Annotated in this window: 22 protein-coding genes and 1 tRNA gene; 12 read left to right on the forward strand and 11 right to left on the reverse strand. The window is 64.0% G+C overall.

Annotation, left to right across the window (positions count from 1 at the left end; all coding sequences use genetic code 11):
* Nucleotides 1-11: 11 nt before the first annotated feature.
* Nucleotides 12-668, reverse strand: a complete 657-nt coding sequence (locus ACT6Q8_RS09775; protein WP_444732363.1) for a glutathione S-transferase family protein — start codon at nucleotides 666-668, stop codon at nucleotides 12-14.
* 205 nt (nucleotides 669-873) lie between these two features.
* On the opposite strand from ACT6Q8_RS09775, the gene ACT6Q8_RS09780 reads away from it, so the two are divergent.
* From ACT6Q8_RS09780 to ACT6Q8_RS09795, 4 genes are all read left to right on the forward strand, one after another.
* The gene (locus tag ACT6Q8_RS09780) at nucleotides 874-1416 is read left to right on the forward strand and encodes a HupE/UreJ family protein (protein ID WP_444732362.1); all 543 of its coding nucleotides are present in this window, start codon (nucleotides 874-876) and stop codon (nucleotides 1414-1416) included.
* Between the two features lie 140 nt (nucleotides 1417-1556).
* Entirely contained in the window at nucleotides 1557-2666 is a 1110-nt protein-coding gene (locus ACT6Q8_RS09785; protein WP_444732361.1) for a TAXI family TRAP transporter solute-binding subunit, read from the forward strand.
* Between the two features lie 126 nt (nucleotides 2667-2792).
* Nucleotides 2793-4718, forward strand: coding sequence for a GGDEF domain-containing protein (locus ACT6Q8_RS09790; protein WP_444732360.1), 1926 nt, complete (start codon nucleotides 2793-2795; stop codon nucleotides 4716-4718).
* A 70-nt stretch (nucleotides 4719-4788) separates the two neighbouring features.
* Complete coding sequence (locus ACT6Q8_RS09795; RefSeq protein ID WP_054166299.1) at nucleotides 4789-5748, forward strand: nucleoside hydrolase; 960 nt, start codon at nucleotides 4789-4791, stop codon at nucleotides 5746-5748.
* A gap of 4 nt (nucleotides 5749-5752) precedes the next feature.
* On the opposite strand, the gene ACT6Q8_RS09800 is transcribed toward ACT6Q8_RS09795, so the two are convergent.
* Nucleotides 5753-6601, reverse strand: a complete 849-nt coding sequence (locus ACT6Q8_RS09800) for an EamA family transporter (protein ID WP_444732359.1) — start codon at nucleotides 6599-6601, stop codon at nucleotides 5753-5755.
* 171 nt (nucleotides 6602-6772) lie between these two features.
* On the opposite strand from ACT6Q8_RS09800, the gene ACT6Q8_RS09805 reads away from it, so the two are divergent.
* Nucleotides 6773-6847, forward strand: a tRNA-Thr gene (locus ACT6Q8_RS09805).
* Between the two features lie 280 nt (nucleotides 6848-7127).
* Nucleotides 7128-8702, forward strand: coding sequence for an aldehyde dehydrogenase (NADP(+)) (locus ACT6Q8_RS09810; protein WP_444732358.1), 1575 nt, complete (start codon nucleotides 7128-7130; stop codon nucleotides 8700-8702).
* A 3-nt stretch (nucleotides 8703-8705) separates the two neighbouring features.
* Here the strand turns inward: ACT6Q8_RS09810 and ACT6Q8_RS09815 are convergent, their stop codons facing one another.
* Both ACT6Q8_RS09815 and ACT6Q8_RS09820 read right to left on the reverse strand, forming a co-directional pair.
* A complete protein-coding gene (locus tag ACT6Q8_RS09815; protein ID WP_444732357.1) occupies nucleotides 8706-9005 on the reverse strand; it encodes a hypothetical protein in 300 nt (99 codons plus the stop codon).
* Between the two features lie 147 nt (nucleotides 9006-9152).
* Nucleotides 9153-10349, reverse strand: a complete 1197-nt coding sequence (locus tag ACT6Q8_RS09820) for a phosphoglycerate kinase (protein ID WP_054166302.1) — start codon at nucleotides 10347-10349, stop codon at nucleotides 9153-9155.
* 222 nt (nucleotides 10350-10571) lie between these two features.
* Here ACT6Q8_RS09820 and ACT6Q8_RS09825 point away from each other — a divergent pair, with 222 nt between their 5' ends.
* Entirely contained in the window at nucleotides 10572-12143 is a 1572-nt protein-coding gene (locus tag ACT6Q8_RS09825; protein ID WP_444732356.1) for a CYTH and CHAD domain-containing protein, read from the forward strand.
* Between the two features lie 19 nt (nucleotides 12144-12162).
* On the opposite strand, the gene ACT6Q8_RS09830 is transcribed toward ACT6Q8_RS09825, so the two are convergent.
* Nucleotides 12163-12642, reverse strand: a complete 480-nt coding sequence (locus ACT6Q8_RS09830) for a nuclear transport factor 2 family protein (RefSeq protein ID WP_082371991.1) — start codon at nucleotides 12640-12642, stop codon at nucleotides 12163-12165.
* 131 nt (nucleotides 12643-12773) lie between these two features.
* Between ACT6Q8_RS09830 and ACT6Q8_RS09835 the strand changes: the two genes are divergently transcribed.
* A complete protein-coding gene (locus tag ACT6Q8_RS09835; protein WP_054166305.1) occupies nucleotides 12774-13391 on the forward strand; it encodes a ParA family protein in 618 nt (205 codons plus the stop codon).
* 334 nt (nucleotides 13392-13725) lie between these two features.
* Here the strand turns inward: ACT6Q8_RS09835 and ACT6Q8_RS09840 are convergent, their stop codons facing one another.
* Together ACT6Q8_RS09840 and ACT6Q8_RS09845 are read right to left on the reverse strand one after the other, a co-directional pair.
* Nucleotides 13726-15048, reverse strand: coding sequence for a cytochrome c peroxidase (locus tag ACT6Q8_RS09840; protein WP_444732355.1), 1323 nt, complete (start codon nucleotides 15046-15048; stop codon nucleotides 13726-13728).
* 19 nt (nucleotides 15049-15067) lie between these two features.
* Complete coding sequence (locus ACT6Q8_RS09845; protein ID WP_444732354.1) at nucleotides 15068-15859, reverse strand: hypothetical protein; 792 nt, start codon at nucleotides 15857-15859, stop codon at nucleotides 15068-15070.
* 149 nt (nucleotides 15860-16008) lie between these two features.
* Here ACT6Q8_RS09845 and msrP point away from each other — a divergent pair, with 149 nt between their 5' ends.
* Nucleotides 16009-16938 (forward strand): protein-methionine-sulfoxide reductase catalytic subunit MsrP, encoded by a 930-nt coding sequence (gene msrP, locus ACT6Q8_RS09850; RefSeq protein WP_444732353.1) that lies wholly within the window; start codon nucleotides 16009-16011, stop codon nucleotides 16936-16938.
* Nucleotides 16938-17528, forward strand: a complete 591-nt coding sequence (gene msrQ, locus ACT6Q8_RS09855) for a protein-methionine-sulfoxide reductase heme-binding subunit MsrQ (RefSeq protein ID WP_444732352.1) — start codon at nucleotides 16938-16940, stop codon at nucleotides 17526-17528. The genes msrP and msrQ overlap by 1 nt, the downstream gene beginning before the upstream one ends.
* A 3-nt stretch (nucleotides 17529-17531) precedes the next feature.
* Here msrQ and ACT6Q8_RS09860 read toward each other — a convergent pair whose 3' ends face one another.
* The 4 genes from ACT6Q8_RS09860 to ACT6Q8_RS09875 all read right to left on the reverse strand — a co-directional run bounded on the left by ACT6Q8_RS09860 (nucleotide 17532) and on the right by ACT6Q8_RS09875 (nucleotide 21979).
* Nucleotides 17532-17996 (reverse strand): MarR family winged helix-turn-helix transcriptional regulator, encoded by a 465-nt coding sequence (locus ACT6Q8_RS09860; RefSeq protein ID WP_054166310.1) that lies wholly within the window; start codon nucleotides 17994-17996, stop codon nucleotides 17532-17534.
* A 48-nt stretch (nucleotides 17997-18044) separates the two neighbouring features.
* Nucleotides 18045-19592 (reverse strand): AMP-binding protein, encoded by a 1548-nt coding sequence (locus tag ACT6Q8_RS09865; protein ID WP_444732351.1) that lies wholly within the window; start codon nucleotides 19590-19592, stop codon nucleotides 18045-18047.
* Between the two features lie 83 nt (nucleotides 19593-19675).
* Nucleotides 19676-20494, reverse strand: coding sequence for a p-hydroxycinnamoyl CoA hydratase/lyase (locus ACT6Q8_RS09870; protein WP_054166576.1), 819 nt, complete (start codon nucleotides 20492-20494; stop codon nucleotides 19676-19678).
* Between the two features lie 24 nt (nucleotides 20495-20518).
* The gene (locus ACT6Q8_RS09875) at nucleotides 20519-21979 is read right to left on the reverse strand and encodes an aldehyde dehydrogenase (RefSeq protein ID WP_444732350.1); all 1461 of its coding nucleotides are present in this window, start codon (nucleotides 21977-21979) and stop codon (nucleotides 20519-20521) included.
* A gap of 300 nt (nucleotides 21980-22279) precedes the next feature.
* Between ACT6Q8_RS09875 and ACT6Q8_RS09880 the strand changes: the two genes are divergently transcribed.
* Together ACT6Q8_RS09880 and ACT6Q8_RS09885 are read left to right on the forward strand one after the other, a co-directional pair.
* Entirely contained in the window at nucleotides 22280-23482 is a 1203-nt protein-coding gene (locus ACT6Q8_RS09880) for an MFS transporter (RefSeq protein ID WP_054166312.1), read from the forward strand.
* A 205-nt stretch (nucleotides 23483-23687) separates the two neighbouring features.
* The gene (locus ACT6Q8_RS09885) at nucleotides 23688-25811 is read left to right on the forward strand and encodes a TonB-dependent receptor (protein ID WP_444732349.1); all 2124 of its coding nucleotides are present in this window, start codon (nucleotides 23688-23690) and stop codon (nucleotides 25809-25811) included.

The following is a 25811-nucleotide window of genomic DNA, read 5'->3' on the forward strand; positions in this document are numbered from 1 at the left end:
CAGGGCCGGGATCAGGCATTGGCGGCGCGGCGGCGCATGAAATCATCCAGGGCGCCGTTCATTTCCCTCAGAAGGGCCGCCACCATCGGATCATTCTGTGCATGGCGCCAGACTGCCCCCATGCGCGGATGGTCGGCAAACATGTCGATCCCGCCAAAGGCCGGCAGAAACTTTTCCAGGAAGAAGCAGGCCGGCACCATGGCGCAGTCGGCCAGGGTGAAATGGTCGCCCATGCACCACGGACCGTCGATGAAGGTTTCCAGCCCGTCACGACCGCGTTTCAATTCGGCCAGCTTTTCCCCCACCAGACGCGCATCGCGGGTGGCAGGGTTCATCTGACCCAGCAGGCCCAGAAGGGCGGGCAGGATATAAAGATCGGCGGCCCGGCTGATGATACGGGCGCGGGCGCGTTCCAGATCGCTGCCGGGCAGGATGGGCTTGTCGGGGAAGCGTTCGTCCAGGAATTCGCAGATCACCTCGGACTCGATGATGGTGGTCCCGCCCGCATCCAGGGCCGGCATCTTGCCATAGGGATTGATGGCCAGATATTCGGCCGATTTCAGCCCGCCGCCCGGCGGCGGCACCACCGGGATGTCCAGCCCCTTGTACCGGATCGCCAGCAGGACCCGGGTGACATAGGGGCTGAGCACGACACCATAAAGCTTCATCTTCTCAATCTCCGGTCGGTCGCCCGTACAGCCATCCATCCCCTACATAGCGCGATGCGGCACGGGGGGGTAGGGGGCAATGGGGGGCGCATGGCCGGATCAAGCGCGCCCACAGACTTGACCGTGCAACGGCTTATCGCCATCAAGGGATGGAAATGATGCAGAGATATACTCAATGCGCTTTGCCGCTGCTCTTCTCTTAACAATGATTCTGTTGCCCGGTCTGGGCCAGGCCGCGTCGGTTCCGCCTGGCCTTTCCGCCGGTATCGCGGGTCCGGTTCTCACTTATGTGCATCTGTTCGGCCTGCTGGGTTTGGGCCTGTGGCTGGATATGCAGGGACGGGGAACGCCTGGGGCGGGGGCGGGATTGGCGCTGGCCGCCGGGATCATTGTGGGTCTGTTGACGCGGGCAGGCTTGCACCTGCCCTTCGCCGGTCTGGCGCTGGAGGCGTCGTTGATCGTGCTGGGCGGGTTGCTGGCGGCGACCTTCACCCTGCCGGCGGTGGTCGGTCTGGTGATGGCGGCGGCGGTGGGTGCCCTGCATGGGATCAGCCTGTCGCAATGGGGCGGACCCGTTACGGGAAACGTCCTGTTCTGGCCCGGCATGTTGATGGGCTGCGTTCTGGTCCTGTCTTCGGGTGTGGGCCTGTCGGCCACCTTGTACCAGATCGGTGGGGGCAAGGCGTCGCGGGTGGCGGGGGGCGGCATCGCCTTGCTGGGCCTTTTGATGCTGTTGAATGTTTTGTGACAAAAACCGTTGGATATCGGTCACAGCACCCCGACTTTTGTCGCTGCTTATACCATTTCGTCCCCGTTCCGGTTGCGAACGTTGTTCGGCAGGCGCACGATGGTAGGGTCGTAAGCCACAAGGGAAAGGGCGCTTAGGCCATGCCCAATCCAGCCGAACCCCCGCAAACCGTCCCGCCCGACGCTGATACCAATCCTGGTTTCCTGCGACGACGCAACCTGTTGGCCGGTGGCTTGGGCTTGGCGGCGGTATCCTGCCTGCCGGGTCTGGCCCGCGCCGCATCGGAACAGGTGCGGTTTTTCCAGATCGGCACCGGCACCACCGGCGGCACCTATTTCCTGATCGGCGGCCTGCTGGCCAATGCCGTGTCAAACCCGCCCGGTTCGCGCCCCTGTGAGCGGGGTGGGGCCTGTGGTGTGCCGGGCCTGATCGTGGTGGCACAGGCGACATCGGGCGCGGTGGATAATATCGGTCTGATGCGTTCCCGCCGTCTGGAATCGGCACTGGTCCAGGCCGACATTGCGCATCTGGCCATGACCGGACAGGACCCGTTCCAGAAAACAGCCTATCCCGACCTGCGCGCCATCGCCAATCTTTACACCGAAACCATCCATCTGGTGACGCGTGCCGGCAGTGGGATCAAGAATCCCGCGGACCTAAAGGGCAAGCGGGTGGCATTGGGGGAACAAGGGTCAGGCACGCTGGTGACGGCCCGCGCCTTGCTGTCCACCTATGGTCTGTCGGAAAAGACGGTGAAACCCTTCTATCTCAGCCCCGCCGCCGGTGGTGACCGGCTGGAGGCGGGGGAGTTGGACGCCTTCCTGATCGTCGGCGGCTATCCGTTGCCGGCGGTTGCCGATCTGGCGCGGCGCCTGCCCATCGCCCTCGTGCCCTTCGATGATGCCCGCGCGGCGCAGTTGATGAAGCGGATGCCGCATTTCACGGAAACCCGCATTGATGCCGATACCTATGACGGCGTACCCGCGACGCGCACGCTGGGCGTCGGGGGTGTCTGGGTGGTGCGCGGCGATCTGAAGCCGGAACTGGTGCATGACATCACGGCGGCGCTGTGGAATGAACAGACACGGTCGATGCTGGATAATGGGCACCCGCGCGGGAAGTCCATCCAACTGGCCACGGCCCTGTCGGCATTGCCCATTCCGCTGCATCCCGGTGCCGAACGGTTTTATCGGGCCAAGGGCATGATCAAGGGCGATGAACCCGCGCCCAAGATGCCGGCCACGCATTGAGTGTCCGCGCGTCGTAAATTGTCCCGTCTGTCCATAGTTCGCTTTCCTGGGTTGACCGGAGGAAACATACAAAGATAACCTTCGTCCGGTTGGGTGCGGCGGGACAGGTGGCACATGGGACGGGTGATGGCAGGATGGCGGTGGCCGGCAGCCTTGTCCGGTACCTTGCTGGGCCGTTTTGTCGTGCGGCTGGCCGGATGGTCCATGCTGATCGTGCTGGCCCTGACGGCAATCGGCTATTCAACCATTTACGACCGGGAAGAGCGGGAGGCGCTGGACAGCCTGAAGGCGCATCTGCTGGAACGCGGGCGCACGGAAAGCGCCATTTTTCAGCTTGCCGCCTCCAATATGGAGCTGTTCCGCGAGCGTTTCCTGGCGCTCTACGCCGATCCTGCGATTCTGGCCGACCCGAACTTTGATACCTTCTTTGAACGCGGGGCCGATGGCGCCACGCGTCTGCGTCAGCAATATTTCGACGGTATGGTGGGCCCCGATGGTATCCGCCGGGCCGGCATGTCGGGTTTCATTGGTGGCAATCAGAAGGTTATTTCCGACGAACTGAAGCGCCGTCTTATGCTGTCCTATCATCTTTTGGCGGATTATGGGGCGGCGTGGCAGAACCGCTTCATCAACACGACGATCAGTACGCCGGAAAACGCCATGATCATGTTCTGGCCCGCCTTTGCCTGGGGGCGGGAGGTAGAGGCTGATCTGGATATGACGGCCTTTTCCGTCGTGCGCTCCACCATGTTCGCGGAGAACCCAGACCGCCACGCGGTCTGGACACCGCTTTACCATGATCATACGGCCAAGGCCTGGATGGTCACCTATCAGCTGCCGGTCGATTATCAGGGCAAGCATCTGATCAATGCCGGTCATGATGTGCTGGTCAATGACCTGATGGACCGGCTGATCACGGACCATCTGCCCGGATCGTACAATTTCGTCATGGCGGCGGACGGTCATCTGGTGGCGCATCCGCTGTGGATGGATCGGCTGCGCAAGGAATTGGCCACCATCAATCTGCAAAAGCTGGGCGATGAGGGTCTGCTGCGTACCCATGCCCTGATCCGTGATAGTGTAGAGCGGCGTAAAAGCGATCCTAGCCCTGATGAGAATGTCTGGATCGTCGATGATGTGGCCGACGATGCCTATCTGGCCGTCACGCGCCTGGATGGTCCCGACTGGTGGTTCGTAGCCCGTTATCCCAAGGCGCTGGTGGCGGCCACCGCCCATCAAGCGGCCAGCGCCATCATGGCCATGGGCACCGCCTATTTCCTGGCCATGCTGGTGCTGGTTTTCGTCCTGTTGCGCCGGCAGGTGGCCGACCCGATCCTGCAATTGAAGAACGCCTCGGAAAAGGTGGCGGCGGGCAATTACGCCGCCGTCGCCGATGGCGAAACGCCGTTGCCGACGGCGACACAGGACGAGATAGGCCTTCTGGCCCGCTCGTTCCAGGACATGGCGGTGCGCGTGCGGGAGGCCAGTGACAGCCTGGCCGAACAGGTCGCGCTGCGGACCGAGGCGCTGGACGCCGCCAACAAGCAGTTGGAGGAATGGAGCCTGCACGACGCCTTGACAGGCGCCCATAACCGCCGCGCCTTCGATGCCGACCTGCGCAGCGTGTTTGATCTGGCACAGCGTCAGGGCAAGGCCAGTTTCGCGCTGCTTATGGCCGATATCGACCATTTCCAGGCCTATAACAGCGCCTATGGCGAGGCGGCGGGCGACCAGATCCTGCGCACCCTTTTCCGCGTGCTGGCCCGGCAGGTGGGGCAGGGTGACCGGGTCTATCGCCATGGCGGCGCGCGGGCAGCCATCATCTTGACCGAGAATGACCCCGTGGCGCTGGAGGCACGGGTACGGGCGATGCTGGACGATGTGGCGGCCCTGGCCCTTCCGCATCAGAAAAGCCCGCATGGCATCGTGACCCTTTCGGCGGGATTGGCCCGTTTTAAGCCGGATATGGCAGGTCCCGCCGATATGGCGCGGCTGGCCGATGACCGCCTGGCGGCCGCACGGGCCGGGGGGCATAACCGGCTGGTGGCGTGAAGCCCTTCCATCCGCTCATCGAAGCCGCTTTAATGCCGCGCCTGATACTTCTTTGCGCGGGACCGCTGCCATGAACCAACCCTTCTCCCTGATCCTGGACGGCGATCCCGGCACCGATGATCTTCTGGCCTGGATGTGGGTGTTGGCACAGCCGCAGCGGGCGCGGGTGCTTGGCATCAGCGCCGTGAACGGCAATGTCACGCTGGACCGGACGACGGCCAACGCCCTGTCCTTTCTGGACCATGTCGGCGCGCCCGATATCCCCGTGCATGCCGGTGCCAAGGCACCGTTGGGCAAGGATGAACCGCCGCCAGGCGACGGGGCCTTTGCCGAATCCGGCCTGGGCGATCTGGTGCTGGCCCCGTCCGCACGACAGGCCGCGTCGCATGATGCAGTCGGCTGGATGGCGCAGACCCTGCGGTCCATGCCGGTGCGGACCGTGACGATCCTGGCGACGGGCCCGCTGACCAATCTGGCGCTGCTGCGCGCAACGGCACCCGATGCCTATGCCCGTATCGGGCGGATCGTCGCCATGGGTGGATCATTCGGGCCGCTGCCGCCGAATTTCGTGCGCCGGGGCAATGTCACCCCCTTTGCGGAGTTCAATTTCTGGATGGATGCGGCGGCGGCGCAGTCGGTCTTGAATGGCGGGGTGCCGGTGCTATTGGCCCCGGCGGATGTCACGCACCAGCTGATCTCCACGCCCGCCCGGCTGGCCGCCGCCCGCGCGCTACCCAAATTCGGGGAGGAGGTGGCGCGCATGCTGCACGCGCCCTATCACCTGGATAAGCCGAAATTCCATACCGAGGGGGCGTTCCTGCATGATCCCACGGCGGTGGCCGGCCTGTTCCATCCTGACCTGTTCGAAACGGTCCGCGCCCAGACGCATATCGTGACGGAAGGGACGGGGATCGGCGCCGGCCTTCTGCTGCCCGACGGGGCCGGGAATGTGGAGGTGATGGTGCGGGTGAAGGACACCGACGCCTATTACGCACGCCTGTTCACCGAACTGGCCGCGCATTACCGGTAAGGCATCAGGCCAGCCGCAGCGTCGCGATCCCTGCCAGAACCAGAAGGGCCGCACCGGTGCGCCAGCGGCCAACCGGTTCCTTCAACCACAACCGCGCAATCAACAGGGCGAAAATGACGCTGGTTTCGCGCAAGGCGGCGACTAGGGCGATGGGGGCATGGGTCATGGCCCAGATGGCAATGCCATAGCCGGACATGGCCATGATCCCGCCTACCAGATCGCGTCGCCAGCCGGCCTTGGCTGCCTGCCAAAGCCCCGCACCGCCCCGCCTTGCCCAGGCCAGGGCCACCATGGGCGGGGCGTTCAGGATGAACAGCCAGACCGTATAGGCCACGGCATGGCCGCCGGCACGCGCGCCCAGACCATCCACGGTGGTATAGCCCGCGATGAAGCAGGCGGTAGCCAGCGCCATCAGCACCGGTCGCGGATCGGCACGCAAGGCCGCTCCGCCGCGCAGGGCAAGGGTAGCGATGCCGCCCGCAATCAGGATGATGGCCAGCCCTTCCATCGGCTTCAACGGGTCGGTGCCCAGTATCAGCCCGACAAGGGCCACCATGGGCGGGGCCGCCCCACGCGCCACGGGATAGACCTGTGACAGGTCACCCAGCCGATAGGTGCGAACCAGGAACACCTGATAGCCCGTATGAAACGCCAGCGACGCCGCCAGATAGGGCCAGGCCGCCACCGGCAGGGCCGGCACGAAGGGCAACAGGGCGATGCCCGCCACGGCGCACCAGACATTCAGCATGGTGATCCCCACCAGCCGGTCGCCCCCGCCCTTCAGCAGACTGTTCCATCCCGCATGCATCAGGGCCGCGCACATGACCAGCGGCACCACCCATTCCGTCATCATTCCCCCAGCAACCGGCCTTAATGCCGGCATCGCCAACCGGTTCGCCCCCGGAACGATACAAGCATTGGTGCCATGCGGCGCTTGACGATGATAATCGGCTGATCAGGCGAATTTCACTGTTGCCAACCTCAAATCCCTTGGCTATAACCCCGCCCACTTCACCGCGACGGAGCCCCGATAGCTCAGCGGTAGAGCAACCGCTTCGTAAGCGGTAGGCCGTTGGTTCAAATCCGACTCGGGGCACCATCTCCTCCCAATCTTGATTGGGTGTGACAGACCGGAAGCTGGTGACAACTTTCAAATCTTCTTGTGAAGAACTTGCTGGGCTTTCCAGCAAGCCGAAGGTTGTCCCGGGCTGTCCGGCTTTTTTGTTTTGGCCCCCCCCCGCATCCGTCATCAAATCACGCTATGCTGCCTTCCCACCATGCTGCTTGCCAGAGCAACATGGTTAGCGGTAACAATACCGCCGATCGGCCCCGGTTGACCCGGGGCCCCGGAGGAAACACCGACAAAGCGGGAGTGTTTGATGTCTTTGCATGGCAATTTGCTGATCGGCCGCAGCCGCATCGCCACCGAGGCTGGGTTCAAGGCCGTCGATCCGGCTGCGGATGCGCAGATCGAACCGGCCTTCGCACAGGCCACGCCCGCCCATGTCGATCAGGCCTGCGCGCTGGCCTGGGCCGCCTTTGACGGGTTCCGGGAGGCGGCACCGGAGGATCGCGCACGCCTGCTGGAAAAGATTGCTGAGAATATTATCGCCATTGGCGACGAATTGCTGGACCGCGCCGGGGCCGAAACCGGCCTGCCGCGCGCCCGGCTGGAGGGGGAGCGGGGTCGCACGGTTGGCCAGCTACGCCTGTTTGCGTCGGTACTGCGCAATGGCGACTGGCTGGGCGCCCGCATCGATCCCGCCCTGCCGGAACGCAAGCCCCTGGCCCGCGCCGACCTGCGCCTGCGCAATGTGCCGGTCGGCCCCGTGGCGGTGTTCGGTGCGTCCAACTTCCCGCTGGCCTTCTCTGTCGCCGGTGGCGACACGGCCTCGGCCCTGGCTGCCGGCTGCCCCGTGGTGGTGAAGGTGCATTCGGCCCATCCCGGCACGTCGGAGCTGGTGGGGGAGGCGATTGCCGCTGCCGTGGCCGAACTGGGCTTCCATGAAGGTGTCTTCTCCATGCTGTCCGGCACGCAGCGGGAGTTTGGTCAGGCACTGGTCGCCGACTGGCGCATCAAGGCCGTGGGCTTCACCGGGTCGCGTGGCGGTGGTCAGGCCCTAATCCGCATCGCTCAGTCGCGCCCCGAACCCATCCCCGTCTATGCGGAGATGAGCAGCATCAACCCCGTCATCCTGCTGCCCGCCGCCCTGTCGGCGCGCGCCGAAGCGCTGGGCACGGCGTTTGTCGGGTCGCTGACCATGGGGGCGGGGCAGTTCTGCACCAACCCCGGCCTGATCCTGGCCGTCGATGGCCCGGACCTGGAGCGGTTCATTGCCGCCGCGTCCGCTGCCCTGGTGAATGTCGCCCCCATCACCATGCTGACGCCCGGCATCTGCCAGGCCTACCGCACCGGTGTGGCCGCTCTGGCGGGGAATGAAAAGGTGACGACGGTGGCGCGCGTGGCCGAGGTCGGGGGCAACAAGGGGGCAGGCGCCCTGTTCGCCGCGACCGCCGCCGACTTCCTGTCCGATCATGCGCTGGGTGCCGAAGTGTTCGGCTCTTCCTCCGTCATCATCCGCTGCCCGGACCTGGGCGTGCTGAAGGACGTGCTGGAGCATCTGGAGGGTCAGCTGACGGCCACGGTGCATCTGGATGAGGGTGACCATGGCGCCGCCGCCACCCTGCTGCCGACCTTGGAGCGTCGGGCGGGCCGTATCCTGGCCAATGGCTGGCCCACGGGCGTGGAGGTTTGCCACGCCATGGTGCATGGCGGTCCGTTCCCGGCCACCAGCGACCCGCGCAGCACCTCTGTCGGGTCGCTGGCTATCGACCGCTTCCTGCGCCCCGTCTGTTATCAGGACATCCCCGATGCCCTGCTGCCGGCGGCGCTGAAGCGTGACAATCCGCTGGGCCTGAACCGCCGGGTGGATGGGGTCGTACAGAAGGCCTGACGGTTACCGCCGGCGGTGGACCCGCACGGGGACCGGCACCAGCCGGCCCCCGTGTCCGCCGCCGGGACCATCCCGATCATCGCCGGTCCCTTGCAGCATCACGGCAAAGCCGATTTGCAGGGAACCGATGGTCAGTCCCGTCAGAAAACAGAAGACGCCCAGACCCAGCCAGCCCGTCTGGGTGGCCATGGCAAGGCTGCGCAGATGCAGCGCATCGGTGGCGACAATGATGGCGGCAACCAGCAGCCCCATGGCAAAGCCAATGGCGGCGTGGCGCAGCATGAAACGGACCAGGGGCGGCATGATCGGCCCTCCGTTTGGGGTTGGTAACACAAACATGTCACCAACACCGCAGAAGGCCAAGCGGCGCATGGCCGCAGACGGATAGGGCTGGTGAATAAAAAAGGGGGCCATGCGGCCCCCTTTTTGTTTGCCATTAAGGCGAAGCGATCAGGCGTGCTTTTCCAGCGCCGCTACGCCCGGCAGCTCCTTGCCTTCCAGCCATTCCAGGAAGGCACCACCGGCCGTGGAGACATAGGAGAAGCCCGAAGCCACGCCGGCATGTTCCAATGCGGCGACGGTATCGCCACCACCGGCCACCGACAGCAGCTTACCCTGTGCCGTCAGGTTGGCGGCAATGGCGGCAACCGCGTTGGTGGCGCTGTCGAACGGCACCAGCTCAAACGCGCCGAACGGGCCGTTCCAGACCAGGGTCTTGGCCCCTTCCAGCTTCTTGCCGACCAGTTCCACCGTTGCGGGGCCGGCATCCAGCATCATCTCGCCGTCGCGGATATCGGTGACGGCGGCGACGCGATGATCGGCATTGGCCTTGAACTCCCGCGACATCAGACCGTCGACCGGCAGCACGATCTCGCACCCGCCGCTTGCTGCCTTTTCCATGATGGCGCGGGCCTGATCGGCCATGTCGCGCTCACACAGGGAGGAGCCGACGGCCACGCCCTTGGCGAACAGGAAGGTGTTGGCCATACCGCCGCCCAGGATCAGGATATCGACCTTCGACACCATGTTCAGCAGCAGGTCCAGCTTCGTGGAGATCTTGGCCCCACCGACCACGGCGGCCACGGGACGTTCCGGGGCGGCCAGCGCCTTGCCCAGCGCTTCCAGTTCCGCCTGCATCAGGCGACCGGCAGCCGACGGCAGCAGGTGGGCGATGCCTTCAGTGGAGGCGTGCGCGCGGTGGGCGGACGAGAAGGCGTCGTTCACATAGACATCGCCCAGTGCTGCCAGACCCTTGGCCAGATCGGCATCGTTCTTTTCCTCACCTGCATGAAAGCGGGTGTTTTCCAAGATCAGCACGCCGCCGGCGGGCAGGGCGGCGATGGCGGATGCGGCCTTCTCACCCACGCAATCCTCGGCAAAGGCGACCGGGGCACCCAGCGCCTTTTCCACGGCGGGCACCACCTGACGCAGGCTGTTCTTCGTGTCTGGGCCGTTCTTGGGACGACCGAAATGCGACATGACGACGACCTTGGCGCCCTTGGCCGCGATCTCTTTCAATGTCGGGACCAGACGGTCGATGCGGGTCGTGTCGGTCACCTGCCCATCGGCGACAGGCACGTTCAGGTCGGCGCGGACAAGCACCGTCTTACCGGTGACATCGATAGTATCGAGGGTCTGGAAGCGCATGGAAGAAGTCCCCGTCAGGATGCGTTGGGTATGAAATACCGGGGCCGAAGGAAACACCATTGCGCGCAGCCTTTCAACACACAGGCAAGGCGGGGACATGTGCAAAAAAATCGGCTGCTGCGATAGACAGGGCTTCATGGAATTGTCATCGTCGTCCTGAAGCGACCGGAATTCGGGGCGAATCAGCCCGCCGGCCGTGTTTTGTCATGTGTGCGGTGCGTTATGTCTGGGTTGGAGATTGAACTGAAACTGGCGGTGGCGCCGTCCGACATGGACCGGCTGCGGGGGCTTGCCTGCCTCTCCGACACCATCGCCAAGCCGAAGGTCAAGCCGCTCGACAGCATCTATTTTGATACTGAGGACCGGCGGTTTCTGGCCAATGGCCTGTCGTTGCGCGTGCGCCGCGTGGGCCGCACGCTGATACAGACCCTGAAATCCGCACCACAGCCGGGGGCCGGCGCCCTGGTGCGCGGCGAGTGGGAGGTAGAGGTGGCGCATCCGCGCCCCGACCTGTCGCTTCTGCCTGATGCCAGCGTGCTGGACGGTCTGGATGGGGTTGGCAATGACGATCTGGTGCCGGTGTTCGAGACCCGCATCCGCCGGCAGATCCGGCACCTGTCGCCCCGCCCCGGCATTACCATAGAGGTAGCGTTGGACCAGGGGGAGATTGTTGCTCCGGGCGGCCTCACCCTGCCGGTGCATGAACTGGAACTGGAACTGTCGGAAGGTACCGACACCGCCGCCCTGTACGATCTCGCCCGCGCCATCCATGCCGATGTGCCCGTGCGGCTGGAGATGCAGACCAAGTCGGCGCGCGGCTATGCCCTGTCGTCGGGTGCTACGCCGGTCAGCGTGAAGGCCGCCAAGCTGACCCTGGACCCGGAAGCGACGGTGGAGGAGACGCTGTCCACCATCGTGCGCCACTGCTTGGGTCATCTGATGGCGAATGAGCCGGTGACGCGGCTGGGCCAGGACCCGGAGGGGGTGCATCAGATGCGCGTGGCCCTGCGCCGCTTGCGCTCCGCCCTGCAAATCTTCCGGCCCTTCATACCGGCGGATCAACTGGATGATCTGGGGCCGCGTGTAAAGGCCCTGGCCGATGCCTTGGGATCGGCGCGGGAATGGGATGTGTTCCTGGGTGACCTGCTGCATCCTGTTGCTACGGCCCTGCCGGGCCATGCGGGTCTGGCGGAACTGGAGATGGCGGCGCGGGCAGCACGCGAACGCGGTTATGCGCTGGTCCGCACGACCCTGGCCGATCCGGCCCATACGGCACTGCTGCTGGATCTGGCGGCCTGGGTCGATGGCCGGCAATGGCGTAACCAGCCGGTCAGCGAGCAGTCCACCCTGCTTCTGTCACCCGTGACTGAAATGGCCGGCGCTCTGCTGGGCAAGCGGCATAAGCAGGCGCGCAGGCGGGGACGTGGTTTCGCCAAGTTGGCCGCCGCCCCCCGGCATGAGCTGCGCATTTCCTTGAAAAAGCTGCGCTATGCGGCGGATTTCTTCCGTTCGCTTTATGAAGGAAAGGCCCTACGACGGTTCCTGGACGAACTATCGACTCTGCAGGAGCATCTGGGCCATTTGCAGGATGTCGCCACCGTGGACAAGCTGGTGGCGGAGCTGGAGCGGACGGGCGAGGAGACGCTGCCGCCAGCCTGGCGTTTGGGTGCCGGTCTGGTCACAGGCTGGCACGCGCGCGGCCTGCATGATCTGGAAGAACATATCGTCGCCGACTGGCACCGGTTCACCGATGCCAAGCCGTTCTGGCAGACAGACCTTCCGGATGAGGGCTGAGCGCGTGCCAGCGGAACACTCACTTGCGCTTGTTCGTGAACATCTTGTTCACCAGCTTCCATTGCCCGTTGATCTTGTACATCATCAGATAGTCGGTATAGGTGTTGACCTTGCTGTCCAAGGTCAGTTTCACCCAGGCCAGCTTGTCATCCACGATATCGAGGGCGAGGATTTCGCCTTTCGTGTCCATGGTCATGGGCTTGGCCAGCCGGCCACGGAAGGCGGACAGCGGCTCGATGTTCAGGACATCCTGCCCATCCTGCTGCCGGATGCCCTTCAGGTCGCCCGTATCCAGGAAGCCGCGCTGCAGCCGCTCCTGGTCGCCGTTCTGCCGACCCCAGAAATAATCCTCCACGACCCCGATGATGGCCTTTTCCGTCTCGCTGCCCGTCTTGACGGGGCGGCTGTCGACCAGGGCGGATTGCGCGGCGGCCATCGGTGCTGCGAAGAGCAGTGGAGCGATGAGTGTAGAAACAATTGCAATATTCTTGATATTCATCTTGCCAACTCCAAGTGTTTTGTTGCTGGTTTTTTGTTATCGGCAATGAAATTACTCAAGTTATTTGTTTGTAACTTTATACGACCTTTTTCCGGATTTGACATGAATCTGTTACACAGCGGGGTTGGGTGATGCGCACAATATTGGTCAGCAACATCAAAGGCGGTGTCGGCAAGACGACCATTGCGACGCATCTGGCCGCCTTTTTCGCGGGCCATGGTCACAAGACGGCCCTGGCCGATCTTGACCGGCAGAAATCATCCTTGGGCTGGCTGAAAGTCCGACCTGAAACGGCGGCTCCCATCCAGGGGCTGGATTGGGTGAAGGAGATCGGCAAGCCGCCGTCGGGCACGGGCCGGCTGGTCATCGACGCGCCGGCGGCCATGCGGCCCAAGGATGTGGAAGACCTGATCCGCCTGTCCGACATCGTGGTGCTGCCCGTCTTGCCCGGCGCCTTTGACGAGGCGGCGACGGCCCGTTTCCTGGAAAAGCTGGAAGAGGTGAAGGCCATCGCCAAGGCCAAGGTGCCCGTCGCCATCGTCGGCAACCGGCTGCGGGCGCGCACCAAGGCGGCGGATCGGTTGGATACGTTCCTGGCCGGGGCGGGGCATCAGGTGGTGGCCCGGCTGCGCGATAGCCAGATGTATACCGACCTTGCCGCCGACGGCCTGACCCTGTTCGACCAGAAGGCCAAGCGCGCGGCTGATTTGCGCGCGGACTGGGAACCCCTGCTGGTGTTTGTGGGGTAGGCGGGAGTTTTTGATATTACATGAAGCTCACAAGCCCCCGGCGAAGGTCTGCCTTCACGTTCACCGGGGGCCACAATCAACAGGCCGTTATCGTGTGGGCCGGGCGGGATTGCTGACTTCCGGGCCTCTCTTTGCTATGATGGCGCCATCACCGCCACACCCGCGTCCAGAGCCAAACCGATGCATCGGTTCCTAGAGTGGCGTAGCCCAGGGGGCATGGAACACCCCCTTTTTTTGTGTTTCATCTGGTTGCATGAACGCGATAGCGGTCGGAGAGCACCCGTCACCCTCTCCGAATTAGACGGGTGCGGCAACCGCCTTTCACGCCGATAGGTTACTCCACCACCTCAACGCTCATTTTCATCTTGGGATGGATGTTGCAGACGGCCCGGAAACGGCCCTGATGGTCGAACAGGACCTCCACCGACTGGCCAGGGTCCTGCACGCCGCTGTCATAATCCATGTCGGCGGCGAAGACGCGGATATTGTGGACGCGCGTATCCTCGTTATGGATGACCAGGGTGCCGCCTTTGCGCAAGCGAACGGCAGCGGCGCTGAACGCCGTGTCGCGCTGCGTTACCTCCAGCCGGGCGGGTGCGGGGCCGGCGGTGACGGGGCCGGGATCAAGGGCCGCCACGGCGTTCACCTGCACCGGCAGGGCGGCGGGATCGGCGTTCAGCGTGCCCAGGAAGGCAAGGATGTCGGCCTGCTCTGCATCGGTCAGGTCCAGATGCGGCGGCAGATCGCGTGACAGGGTGGGGCGATGCACCACGCCGTTCACGTAATGGCGCAACACATCCTTCAGATCGGCGATGGAGCCGTCATGCATGTAGGGCGCGGTGCGGCCAATCTCCCGCAGGGTCGGGGTTTTCCAGCTATTGGCCAGTTCGGCATGCCCGACCACTCCGCCCCGGCCCGGACCCGTGACGGGCAGGCCGATATCATGGAAGGCACCGTCGGTAAAGGCCCAGCCCTTGTGACAGTTGCTGCACGCCGCCTTGCCGTCGAACAGCGCGAAACCGCGCTTTGCGGCGTTGGGAATGGCCGCTTCATCCCCCGCGACCCACCGGTCAAAGGGCGTGATGGGCGACACCAGGGTGCGTTCGAAGATCGCCAGCGATTTGGCGATATTGTCCAGGCTGATCACCGGGTCCTGCGGGAAGGCGCGGGCAAAGGCGGCTTCAAGATCCCGGTCTCCGCGCAATTCTCCAGGCAGGGCGGCCAGGTGCTGGTTCATCTCGATGGGATTGGCAATGGGGCCAAGTGCCTGTTTTTCCAGGCTGCCCGCCCGCCCATCCCAGAATAGCTGTTCCGCCCAGGCCAGATTCCACAGGGTTGGCGTATGCATGGGACCGGCCTGCCCGCCCTCACCCACCGCACGCGGGCGGGCGTCGGAGAAGCCCTTGGCCGGGTCATGGCAACTGGCGCAGGACATCGAATTGCCGCCGGACAGGCGCGTGTCGTTGAACAGGCGCCGGCCCAGTTCCAGCTTGGCGTCGGAGAACGGGTTATCCGCAGGGTAGGGCGCGCTGTCGGGCCGGGTCCAGGCGGCCAGATTGCCGGGCCGGTCGGCCTGTGCCTGCGGCCCGGCCAGCCCCAGGGTGAAGGCCAGCATGACGGCTGCCAATGCCGAAAGAGAACGCCGCGCCTTACCCATGATGACACTCTGTTGTGATTTACCGCAGCCGGCTCAACGCCAGTTCGACATTGGAGACAAGGGCCGACACCTCACCCGGTGGGGTCACCTTGCCCTTGGGCGGCTGCAGGGTTGCCCAGACGGGAGCCAGCTTGTCCATGGCCTTCACGGCATTGCCGGACGGGTCGCTGGCCGCCGTTGAGGCGGACAGACGGGCCAGATAGACCTTGGCGATGGCATAGAAGCCGCGCCCATCCTGATATTCGATAGGGCTGGTGATCACCCCATCCTCCACCGCCGCCGCATATTCCGACGCCGCCGTGCGCAGCAAGGTGGCGATGACAGGGGTCAGGAAGGTGGGCTTGGCACGGTCGCCCGCCGGGATTGTGGCCTCGGCCTTGGTGATGGCCTGTTCGACCTTGTCCAGCGCCTTGGCCACATCAGCCGCCGGGGCCTTGGCACGGGCCAGGGCGACCAGGCCATCCAGATCCGCCTCGAACCCGACCTTGCGGGCGTCCAGCACGGGGCGGGCGCCGTCATAGATCTCTTCCGCCGGGTGCAGGAAATGCGGAATGGCATCACTGCCGCGCCCAGCCTGATAAAGCTCCCGGCCCACCGACAGGTGACCGCGGATCAGGCCCAGGGAGCCTTGCAGTTGCTGATCTTCGGACAGGTTGTCGAAGGCGCCCAGCTCTCCGCCCTCGCCACCCTCGGCGGCGGCGGGCACGGCGGCGCCATGGCCGGCGTGATGGCCCTGGGCCATTGCCATACCGGTCTGGCCCATCGCCACGCACAGGCCCACACCCACCCAAAGCTTCGCATTGATCCGCATTCGATCCTCCATTGACTCTGGCTATATTGCAAATTACTCGCAAACGCGGAAGCTAAATTGACGCAGCAAGTGACAGGGCGCACTGTTCAGACCCGGCCCAGCGGCATATCTGTCTGTCAGTACCTGTGTCCGACAGAGGAATGCCCCCAATGCTGCTGCGCCATGCCCCCGATCTGAGCGAGCGCGAGGTAACGCCGCGCGATCTGTACCTGAACCGCCGCCACCTTCTGGCCGGGTTCGGGGGGATGATGCTGGCAGGCGCGGGCGCTGCACAGGCGGCGGTGAAAAGCCCGTTCAGCACGGATGAAACGCCGACCAGCCTGAAAGACATCACCAGCTACAATAACTTCTACGAATTCGGCACCGACAAGTCCGACCCGGCCCGCAATGCTGGCCGTCTGACGGTGAAGCCGTGGAAGGTGAAGATCGACGGCATGGTGGGCAAGCCGGGCGAGTATGACCTGGATGATTTGTTGAAGGGCATGACGATTGAGGAGCGCATCTACCGTATGCGCTGCGTCGAAGGCTGGTCCATGGTCATCCCCTGGAACGGCTTTCCGCTGGCCAGCCTTTTGAAGCGGGTGGAGCCGCAGTCGGGCGCCAAGTTCGTGGCCTTCGAAACCCTGGTCCGCCCGTCGGAAATGTCGGGCCAGGGCGGCTTCTTCAAGATCCTCGACTGGCCTTATGTGGAGGGGTTGCGCCTGGATGAGGCGATGAACCCCCTGACCCTGCTGGCCACCGGCCTTTACGGGGAGAGCCTGCCCAACCAGAACGGCGCGCCGCTGCGCCTTGTCGTGCCGTGGAAATACGGTTTCAAGGGCATCAAATCCATCGTCCGCATCAGCCTGACTGACAAGCAGCCGGCCACCAGCTGGAACATTCAGGCGCCGCAGGAATATGGCTTCTATTCCAACGTGAACCCCGAGGTGGACCATCCGCGCTGGAGCCAGGCGACGGAGCGGCGGATTGGGGATGGCGGCGGCCTGTTCGCCAAGCGCCGACCGACCCTACCGTTCAATGGCTATGCCGATCAGGTGGCGAGCCTTTATACCGGCATGGACCTGCGGAAATTCTATTGATGGCCATCGCCAATCTGCGTATCCAGCCGCGCTTTCCAACCTGGCCCGTCTATCTGGCCGGGCTGCTGCCGGCGCTGTTCTATATCTACCAGATATTCTATGGCGATCTGGGGGCCGATCCGGCCAAGACGCTGGAACATGCCATGGGCGAATGGGCCCTGCGGTTCCTGATCCTGGGGCTGGCCATCACGCCGCTGCGGCGTGAGTTGGGTATCGGGCTGCTGAAATACCGGCGTGCGGTAGGGCTGGTTGCGTTTCTCTATGTCATCCTGCACCTGACCGTCTATCTGCTGCTGGATCAGGGGTTAGACTGGCCCGCCATCTGGGCCGACATCGTCAAGCGGCCCTATATCACCATCGGTATGGCGGGCTTTGTCCTGCTGCTGCCGCTGGCCGTAACCAGCTTCAATGCCGCCATCCGCTGGGTCGGTGGCCGCAACTGGAACCGGCTGCACAAGCTGGTCTATCCGGCGGTGCTGGCCGGGGCCGTGCATTATGTGATGCTGGTGAAAAGCTGGCCGGTGGAGCCGCTGGTCTATCTGGCGATCGTTGTTGCCCTGCTGGGCTGGCGTGTCTGGCGGCGGGCGTGACCCTTAGCCTTCATCCCCGCCGTCCCCGCCCGCCATCTTGAACCCGTCCAGCAGGGCCAGAAGGGCGGTGCGTCCGGCAACGCCCAGCGCCGTTGTCAGTTCCTGTTCATAGGCATCGTGCCGCGCCTGGATTTCCCGCATCCGTTCCTGGCCATGGTCGGTCAGGTGCAGACAGTAGGAACGCCGATCAGCGGGGGAGGGGGAGCGGACCAGCAGTCCACGGCCCTCCAGCCCATCCAGCAGCGGCACCAGATTGGCACGTTTCAGGCCCAGCGCGTCACTGATCTGCGACTGGCTGAGGCCCGGATTGTCACGGATCACCGTCAGGATGGCGAACTGCGTCGGGCGGATATCGAATTCCGACATGAACTGCGTGAACAGGGTGAATGCCGCAATCTGGGCCCGCCGCAACCTGTAACCAACAGATCCCTGCAGGGCCGAAAGATCGATACCGCCGCGTTCATCCATACCGCTCACTCCACCTTTGCGCATTTGCCGGTGCAAACTATCGCCAAGTCAGGCGGATTTCGAGGGATTCGTGGTGTCCGCGGCCTGTTGGCGCAGAAGATGTTTCTGGACCTTGCCCGATCCGGTGCGCGGCAGGCTGTCGGTGATGAACACGCGCTGTGGCCGTTTATACCGGGCGCAGCGCCCGTCCAGGTGCGTCAGGACCTGTTCCGCCATCACCGCATGGCCGGCGCGGGGCACGACATAGGCCCAGCCCACCTCGCCCCAGCGTTCATCGGGTACGCCGATGACGGCGGCCTCCGCCACGCTGTCCAGTTCCAGGATGGCGGCCTCCACCTCTGCCGGATACACATTCTCGCCGCCGGAGATGAACATGTCCTTCTTGCGGTCCACCAGATAGTAGAAGCCGTCAGCATCCCGCCGCGCCGCATCGCCAGTGCGCAGCCAGCCGCCCTGCTGCGCCAGGGTCGGCAGTTCGGGACGGTTCCAGTAGCCGGGCGACAGGTTGGGGCCGTTGATCCAGATTTCCCCGACACCGCCATCCGGCACGTCCCGACCCTCATCATCGACCAGACGCAGACGTAGAGTGGGGCCGGGGATGCCGGCGGAACCGGCCTTGGCCACGATACGGGCGCGGTCGGTGATGGGCATGCCCAGCACGGTTCCAGCCTCGCTCATCCCATAGCCGTCGGCGATGGTGATGCCATCCTCGCTGAACCGCTGGATCAAGGCGGCGGGCATGGGCGCGCCGCCGGTGCACAGCGCCACCAGACGGCTCAGCCGTGTGGGGTTGTAATCGGGATGCTGACGCAGGGTCTGCGCCATCTGCGGCACGCACATGTAATGGGTGACGCGCATGTCGGGGTCTGCCAGACGGGACAGGGTCACCGCCGGGTCAAACCCGCGCGACAACAGCAGCGTTCCGCCCTGTGCCAGCGGGGTCCGCACCATGGTGACCAGCCCCACGACATGAAACAGCGGCATGTCGCACAGAACGACGCTCTCGGCATTCAGGCGGTTCATCAGACCGAAATTGATGTTCGTGAAGAACAGGTTGCTCTCGGTCAGCAACGCCCCCTTGGGCCGTCCAGACGTGCCGGACGTGTACAGCAGGGTGGAGGGCTGATCCACGGATGGTGGCACCGCCGGGTGCGCCGGCTCCATGGCGGTCCAGGCTGCATCGGCCTGTAACAGTTCCAGGATTTCCGTGCCTGTGCAGCCTTGCGCCGCCAGTTTCGCAGTATCCAGGAACTCCGCATCGGCCAGCAGCAGGGCCGGGGACGCATCCGCGACCTGGAACGCCAGTTCCGGCACCGTCAGGCGCCAGTTCAAGGGGGCGAAGATCGCGCCCAGGCGTGCGGCGGCCAGATGCAGCACGGGCATGGCCGCGTCATTGCGCCCGATAACCGCGATACGCTGTCCCGCCGCATCACCCAACTGGGCCGACAGCCAGGCACAGCAACGGTTCACGGCAGCATCCAGCCCGGCATAGGTGAACCGGCGCCCGCCGACCAGATCGATCATGGCGATCTTGTCTGGCTGCGCTGCCGCCTGAAAGGCCAGCGGATCGGGGGCGGGAAGATGGGGGGTAACCATGGAACAGCCCTCAAACAATACCGACCTGACAGGTGCCGGGTCCCCTCTATGGGGGCGACCCGGCACAAGCAGCGTTCATCAGATTACCCGCGCTTGTACGCGCCAAGGCCGGGCTTGTAGCTCTTCTCATCGATGAACTGACGGATGCCTTCCTTGCGACCATTATTGTCGAAGGAATTCGCAGCCTCCTGCGCGCGGACCAGGAAGTCCTCGGCATTGTCATAGGTCATTTCCTTGACCCGGCGTACCGCATCCTTGGTGGCCTTCAGCGCCACAGGGTTCTTTTCCAGCAGGACCTTGGCAATCTCGGTCACGCGGTCCTTCAACTGGGCCAGCGGCACCGCCTCGTTCACCAGACGCCATTCGGCGGCCTTCTTGCCATCGATGGCTTCACCCGTCATGGCGTGGTACATGGCGTCGCGCATGGGGATCAGGTCAACGACCACCTTGGTGGCGCCGCCACCCGGCAGGATGCCCCAGTTGATCTCCGACAGGCCGAACTTCGCCTCTTCCGCCGCGATGGCCAGATCGCAGGAATAAAGCGGGCCGTAGCCACCGCCAAAGCACCAGCCATTGACCATGGCGATGGTCGGCTTCTGGTACCAGCGCAGGCGGCGCCACCAGCCATAGCTTTCACGCTGCGCCTGACGGGTGGCGCCCAGCCCCTTGGCCTCCGTCTCGCGGAAATATTCCTTCAGGTCCATGCCGGCGGACCACGCCGTGCCCTCGCCCGACAGGACCAGGACTCCCACATCCTCGCGGAATTCCAGTTCGTCCAGAACCTCCATCATGCGGCGGTTCAGGGTCGGGCTCATGCAATTGCGCTTTTCCGGGCGGTTAAAACGCACCCAGGCGATGCCGTCCACGACATCAAAGGCGACAGTGTCAGCGGTGCTCATCATGTTCATCCTGAATGGGGATATTCATCAGATCGGGAAATGGCCGGGCAGCGTTTCCAGCGTGATCCAGCGCAGTTCGGTGAAGGCATCGATGCCGGCTTTGCCGCCGAACCGGCCATAGCCGCTGTCCTTGACGCCGCCGAACGGCATCTGCGCCTCGTCATGGACGGTGGCACCGTTGACATGGCAGATGCCGGACTGGACACGCCGGGCTAAACGCAGGCCACGGGCCGCATCGCGGGTGAAGATGGAGGCGGACAGGCCGTATTCGGTATCGTTGGCGGTACAGATGGCCGCATCCTCCCCGTCCACCCGCACGATGGTGGTCACGGGGCCAAAGCTCTCCTCGGCATAGATGCGCATGGCCGGTGTGACATGGTCCAGAATGGCCGCCGACATCAGCGTGCCTTTGGTCGGGTTCGGCTGATAAAGCTTGGCCCCCTTGGACACGGCATCATCGATCAGGGACTGGATGCTGGTCACGGCATGCGGATCGACCACGGAACCCAGCGGCGTCTTGCCTTCGCGCGGGTCGCCGGCCACCAGGGTGGCCGCCTTGGCCGCGAATTTCTCAACGAACGCGTCGGCCACCTTGTTGTCTACCACGATGCGTTCGGTGGACATGCAGATCTGACCGGAATTAAAGAAGGCGCCAAAGGCGGCTGCCTTCACCGCCTCATCCAGGTCGGCATCATCCAGCACCACGAACGGCGCCTTGCCACCCAGTTCCAGCAGCACCGGCTTCAGATTGCGGCCCGCGCGTTCGGCGATGATGCGGCCCACGCGGGTGGAACCAGTGAAGTTGATCCGGCGAACCGCCGGATGGTCGATCAGGGCACCGACAATGGCGCCGGCATCCTCCGGCGCATTGGTTACGACATTGACCACGCCCGCCGGGAAGCCGGCATCGGCCAGCGCCGCGCCGATCAGGGCATGGGTGCGCGGGCACAGTTCGGATGCCTTCAGGATCACGGCATTGCCGCAGGCCAGCGCCGTGGCCACTGCGCGCACACCCAGGATGACCGGTGCATTCCAGGGCGCGATACCCAGAATCACGCCCACGGGCTGGCGCACCGCCATGGCGATACAGCCCGGCTTGTCGGAGGGGATTACCTCGCCATTGATCTGGGTGGTCATCGACGCGGCTTCGCGCAGCATGGATGCGGCCAGCGTGACGTTGAACCCGGCCCAGCCGGCGGTGGCACCGGTTTCGGCGGCCATGGCGGCGATGAAGTCCGGCATGCGGGCCGTCAGGGCCTCAGACGCCTTCAGTAGCAGGGCGCGGCGGGCATTGGGGCCGGTTTCCGACCAGGCGGGAAAGGCGGCGGCGGCGGCATCCGCGGCTTCGCGTGCATCATCGATGCTGGCGGCGGCGGCGGTGCTTGCCACCTCCCCGGTCAGGGGATTGAGACGGGTGAAGCTGCGGCCCTCGGCGGCCGGACGGGTCTTGCCGCCGATCAGCAGGGCGGCGTCCAATTGCGTGCTCATGCGCCATTTCCTCCCATATGGGGCCATCGGCCCGTTATTAGTTATGTTATATAATGAATTTTGCAGCGACGCAAGAGGGGGTGCTTAAGGAACGCGCTCGGTCGCTGTCGGGTGTTCTCCGCTCCACACTCAAGCCCTTGATAAGCAGGACAGACAGGGGCGGATGCGTGAGTTGATTAAAAGCATCAACGCCAACCCTTGTCCAATAAAATGATTATGCATGATAACAAGATTCTGTATTATGATGTCATCAGAATAGCCAAAGCCCCCGCCACGAGGGGCATAGACGGGAGGTTACCCATGGGCGCACCCGCCCAATCCGTGCCGCGTGGCGGCATCACCCTGCTTCTCTGCTTCCTGATTGCGCTGCTGGAAGGCTTTGATATTCAAGCCATCGGCGTTGCCGCCCCGTATCTGATCCCGCAACTGGGCCTGACGCCTGGACAGGCGGGCGTGGTGTTCGGGGCCGGCATGGCGGGCCTTGTCCTTGGTGCATTCACGGGCGGCTGGCTGGCCGACCGGATGGGGCGCAAGGGCCTGCTGATGGTCTGCGTTGCCATTTTCGGGCTTTTCACCTTGGCCACACTGGTCGCTGCCGGTCCGGTATCGCTTGGCGTCTTCCGGTTCTTCGCAGGTGCCGGCATGGGGGCAGCGATGCCCAGCCTGGTGGCGGTTGCCCTGGAAATTGCGCCACCGGAACGCCGCACCCGGACCATCACCCTGATGTTTTCCGGCATGCCGGCGGGCGGCGCCTTGGCCGCGCTGTTCGCGGCGGGTCTGCTGGAGCAATATGGCTGGCACTCCATCTTCCTGGCCGGTGGCGTGTTGCCCTTGTTGCTGCTGCCCGCGATGTGGAAGCTGATGCCCGACAGCCGGGTGGTTCATACTTCCCTGGCGGAGCGTCCGGGTGCCGCGAAGGCCCTGTTCGGTGAGGGGCGGTTGCTGATTACCCTGCTGGCCTGGTTCACCTTCGGCATGACGCTGCTGGTGCTGTATCTGCTGCTGAACTGGCTGCCGTCGCTGGTCGCGGCCAAGGGGTTGGGCGGTGTTGGTGGGGCAGGGGCTGCCTTTGCCTTCAATGCCGGCAGTATTGTCGGGGCCCTGGGGATCGGCTTTCTGGTCGACCGGCTGGGGCCGCGCATTCCCATCATCGCGGCATATCCTTGCCTGGCGCTGGCCATGTTCGGGCTGGCGGGGGCGGAGAATCTGGTGCCGGTGCTGGTTTTGGCCGGGCTTGCGGGCTTCTTCCTGCTGGGCGCGCAATATTCGCTCTATGGGATCATCCCGCTCTATTATCCCGGTATCGTCCGGGGGTTGGCTACGGGTGCATCCATTGCCGTTGGTCGGTTGGGCTCCATCGCCGGCCCGCTGGTCGCGGGTCATCTGCTGAGCCAGGGATGGGGACCGGCGGGCGTCGCCATGGCCATGGTGCCTGTCGTACTGGCCGCAGGTGTGTCAGCGGCGGTGATGACCATTCGTGGCCGTTATGTAGACAACGGATAAACCATTATCCCCTGTAACGAGTTATGGCCCGTGGCGCTCCGCGTCACGGGCTTTTTTTGCGCCTGGACAGAGCGCGTTGAAAATTCGTCCTGCTTATAATTTGTTATATTGCATTACATGTTGCGCTGTCGTATCGTTGCGTAATTCAACGAATCAAGAGCCCGCTTCGCCTTGCGCGTCCGGGCCATCCCAAGGGAGAAGCCCTATGAAGAAGCTGGCATCGCGCCCGGCAGTGCGTCTGCTTACCCTTTTGCTGGCCGGTAGTGCCATCGTTCCGGCGGCTTTGGCCCAGGCCGACAGCACCCCTGTTCTGGAAGAGATCGTGGTGACGGCGGAACGCCGGACACAGAGCCTTCAGGACGTGCCGATCAGCGCCACCGTCCTGTCGGGTGAGGACATCGTCCGCAAGGGTGTGGCCAATCTGGCCGATATCCAGCAGGTCTCCCCCTCCATCGCCATCAATCAGGTGAACCGTTCCACCTATGTGAATATCCGCGGCGTCGGTATCGCGCAGACCGCGCCCAGCTCCAGCCCCGGTGTCGCCTATTACATCGACGGACAGCTTATCCCGCATGAACAGTTCATCAGCCAGTCCTTCTACGATATCGGCTCGCTGGAAGTGCTGCGCGGGCCGCAGGGCACGCTGACGGGCCAGAATTCCACGGGTGGCGCCATCTATGTGCGCACGCCGGACCCGGAATTCGGTGTCGTGAAGGGCTTTGTCGACCAGACCATCGCATCCTATGACTGGTATCGCACCACCGGCGCCTTGAATGTCGGGATGGGTGACAATGTTGCCGTGCGCGTTGCAGCCGTCCGCGACAAGCGCGACAGCTTCTCCAAGAATATCGGACCCAGCCCCAGCGATCCGGGCAATATCGATCTGGAGGGTGCCCGCCTCAACATCGCGCTGCGCAATGACGCGGAGACGCTGCGCATCAACCTGCGCGGTGAGTATTTCAACAGCGACAGTGACAATAACGCCGTCAAGCGCCGCAACGATACGGTCAGCACCAATCCCTATGTCATTCAGGAAGACGCCATCTCCTACCTGAAGCAGGAAGGTTATCGGCTGTCGGGGGAACTGAAACTCGCCTTGTCGGACAGCGTCGATCTGCGTGCCCTCACCTCCTGGCAGGATGGCAGCACGACGGACCAGACCGACGGCGACCGCACATCCACGGCCCGCCCGCGTCCGCCGGCATCCAATGTCGGACGTGTCGGTTATACCGACACCACCATTGAAACACTGATCAACGAGGTGAACCTTCTTTCCACCGGCGACGGTCCGCTGACCTGGGTGGTCGGTGCTTTCCGCATGGATGAGGATATTCCCATCACCGTCCTGCGCGACAACAACAACACCGTCAATTTCGTCTCCTCCACCTCCACCATCATTTCGAAGGTGACGAACAAGTCGCAATCGGTTTTCGGTCAGGCGAATTATTTCGCGACGGAGCAGTGGGAACTGATCGTTGGTGCCCGCCACTCCTGGGATGACCAGACCTATAACCGTATTGTTTCCGCCGGCGGCACGGGCATCAGCAAGCTTAGCTCCACCAAGCTGACGGGCAAGGTGGGGGCGAACTACCACGCGACAGACGACACGATGCTCTATGCCAGCCTCTCGCGCGGGTACAAGGCCGGCGGCGGCAATCTGCCGGCTTCCAGCCCGGCCTTTGGCCCGGAAACCAATCTGGTCTATGAGGCGGGGTGGAAGACCACCTTGCTGGACCGCCGCCTGCGCCTGAACGGGTCGGTGTTCTATTCCGACTATAAGGACATGCAGCTGGCCAGCCTGGCCAACGGCCTGCCGCTGACCCAGAACGCCGCTGCCGGCAAGTCGATGGGCGGTGAGCTGGAGTTGGAGGGGCGGTTCGGCGCGTTGGGCTTCAATGCGGGTCTTGGTTATCTGGATGCCGAGTTTGCAAAGAATACGACGCTTCAGAACACGGTCGCCAACCGCAATGAGCTGGTGACCAAGGGCAGCACGCTGCCCTTCTCCCCGGAATGGACCATCAATGCCGGGGTCCAATATGAAATCCTGGCGGGTGAAACGGCCATCACCCCGCGCCTGCAATGGAGCCACGTTGGCAAAAGCTATGCGACCCCGTTCCCCAGCCTTGTCACCACCCTGCCGTCGCGCGATGTGGTCGATGCACGTCTGTCCATTGAACCCACGGATGCCGTCCGCCTGGAACTGTTCGTGACGAACCTGTTTGACGAAACCTACATTGCCAGCCAGCTTCAGAACTCTTCCTCTGCTGATGGCGGCATCATCTATGGCGCGCGTCGTCAGTATGGCGGCCGCCTGACCTACCGGTTCTAA

Source organism: Niveispirillum sp. (assembly GCF_052437035.1).
Lineage (GTDB): Bacteria > Pseudomonadota > Alphaproteobacteria > Azospirillales > Azospirillaceae > Niveispirillum.

What these genes read in the sequence shown, in the direction of transcription:
- ACT6Q8_RS09870 (WP_054166576.1), bottom strand. Translation starts at nt 20,494, where the DNA reads ATGATGAGCACCGCTGACACTGTCGCCTTTGATGTCGTGGACGGCATC.
- ACT6Q8_RS09780 (WP_444732362.1), top strand. Translation starts at nt 874, where the DNA reads ATGATTCTGTTGCCCGGTCTGGGCCAGGCCGCGTCGGTTCCGCCTGGC.
- ACT6Q8_RS09885 (WP_444732349.1), top strand. Translation starts at nt 23,688, where the DNA reads ATGAAGAAGCTGGCATCGCGCCCGGCAGTGCGTCTGCTTACCCTTTTG.
- ACT6Q8_RS09795 (WP_054166299.1), top strand. Translation starts at nt 4,789, where the DNA reads ATGAACCAACCCTTCTCCCTGATCCTGGACGGCGATCCCGGCACCGAT.
- ACT6Q8_RS09790 (WP_444732360.1), top strand. Translation starts at nt 2,793, where the DNA reads ATGGCAGGATGGCGGTGGCCGGCAGCCTTGTCCGGTACCTTGCTGGGC.
- msrP (WP_444732353.1), top strand. Translation starts at nt 16,009, where the DNA reads ATGCTGCTGCGCCATGCCCCCGATCTGAGCGAGCGCGAGGTAACGCCG.
- ACT6Q8_RS09875 (WP_444732350.1), bottom strand. Translation starts at nt 21,979, where the DNA reads ATGAGCACGCAATTGGACGCCGCCCTGCTGATCGGCGGCAAGACCCGT.
- ACT6Q8_RS09840 (WP_444732355.1), bottom strand. Translation starts at nt 15,048, where the DNA reads ATGGGTAAGGCGCGGCGTTCTCTTTCGGCATTGGCAGCCGTCATGCTG.
- ACT6Q8_RS09815 (WP_444732357.1), bottom strand. Translation starts at nt 9,005, where the DNA reads ATGCCGCCCCTGGTCCGTTTCATGCTGCGCCACGCCGCCATTGGCTTT.
- ACT6Q8_RS09825 (WP_444732356.1), top strand. Translation starts at nt 10,572, where the DNA reads ATGTCTGGGTTGGAGATTGAACTGAAACTGGCGGTGGCGCCGTCCGAC.
- ACT6Q8_RS09860 (WP_054166310.1), bottom strand. Translation starts at nt 17,996, where the DNA reads ATGGATGAACGCGGCGGTATCGATCTTTCGGCCCTGCAGGGATCTGTT.
- ACT6Q8_RS09845 (WP_444732354.1), bottom strand. Translation starts at nt 15,859, where the DNA reads ATGCGGATCAATGCGAAGCTTTGGGTGGGTGTGGGCCTGTGCGTGGCG.
- ACT6Q8_RS09775 (WP_444732363.1), bottom strand. Translation starts at nt 668, where the DNA reads ATGAAGCTTTATGGTGTCGTGCTCAGCCCCTATGTCACCCGGGTCCTG.
- ACT6Q8_RS09785 (WP_444732361.1), top strand. Translation starts at nt 1,557, where the DNA reads ATGCCCAATCCAGCCGAACCCCCGCAAACCGTCCCGCCCGACGCTGAT.
- ACT6Q8_RS09830 (WP_082371991.1), bottom strand. Translation starts at nt 12,642, where the DNA reads ATGAATATCAAGAATATTGCAATTGTTTCTACACTCATCGCTCCACTG.
- ACT6Q8_RS09820 (WP_054166302.1), bottom strand. Translation starts at nt 10,349, where the DNA reads ATGCGCTTCCAGACCCTCGATACTATCGATGTCACCGGTAAGACGGTG.
- ACT6Q8_RS09810 (WP_444732358.1), top strand. Translation starts at nt 7,128, where the DNA reads ATGTCTTTGCATGGCAATTTGCTGATCGGCCGCAGCCGCATCGCCACC.
- msrQ (WP_444732352.1), top strand. Translation starts at nt 16,938, where the DNA reads ATGGCCATCGCCAATCTGCGTATCCAGCCGCGCTTTCCAACCTGGCCC.
- ACT6Q8_RS09880 (WP_054166312.1), top strand. Translation starts at nt 22,280, where the DNA reads ATGGGCGCACCCGCCCAATCCGTGCCGCGTGGCGGCATCACCCTGCTT.
- ACT6Q8_RS09835 (WP_054166305.1), top strand. Translation starts at nt 12,774, where the DNA reads ATGCGCACAATATTGGTCAGCAACATCAAAGGCGGTGTCGGCAAGACG.
- ACT6Q8_RS09800 (WP_444732359.1), bottom strand. Translation starts at nt 6,601, where the DNA reads ATGATGACGGAATGGGTGGTGCCGCTGGTCATGTGCGCGGCCCTGATG.
- ACT6Q8_RS09865 (WP_444732351.1), bottom strand. Translation starts at nt 19,592, where the DNA reads ATGGTTACCCCCCATCTTCCCGCCCCCGATCCGCTGGCCTTTCAGGCG.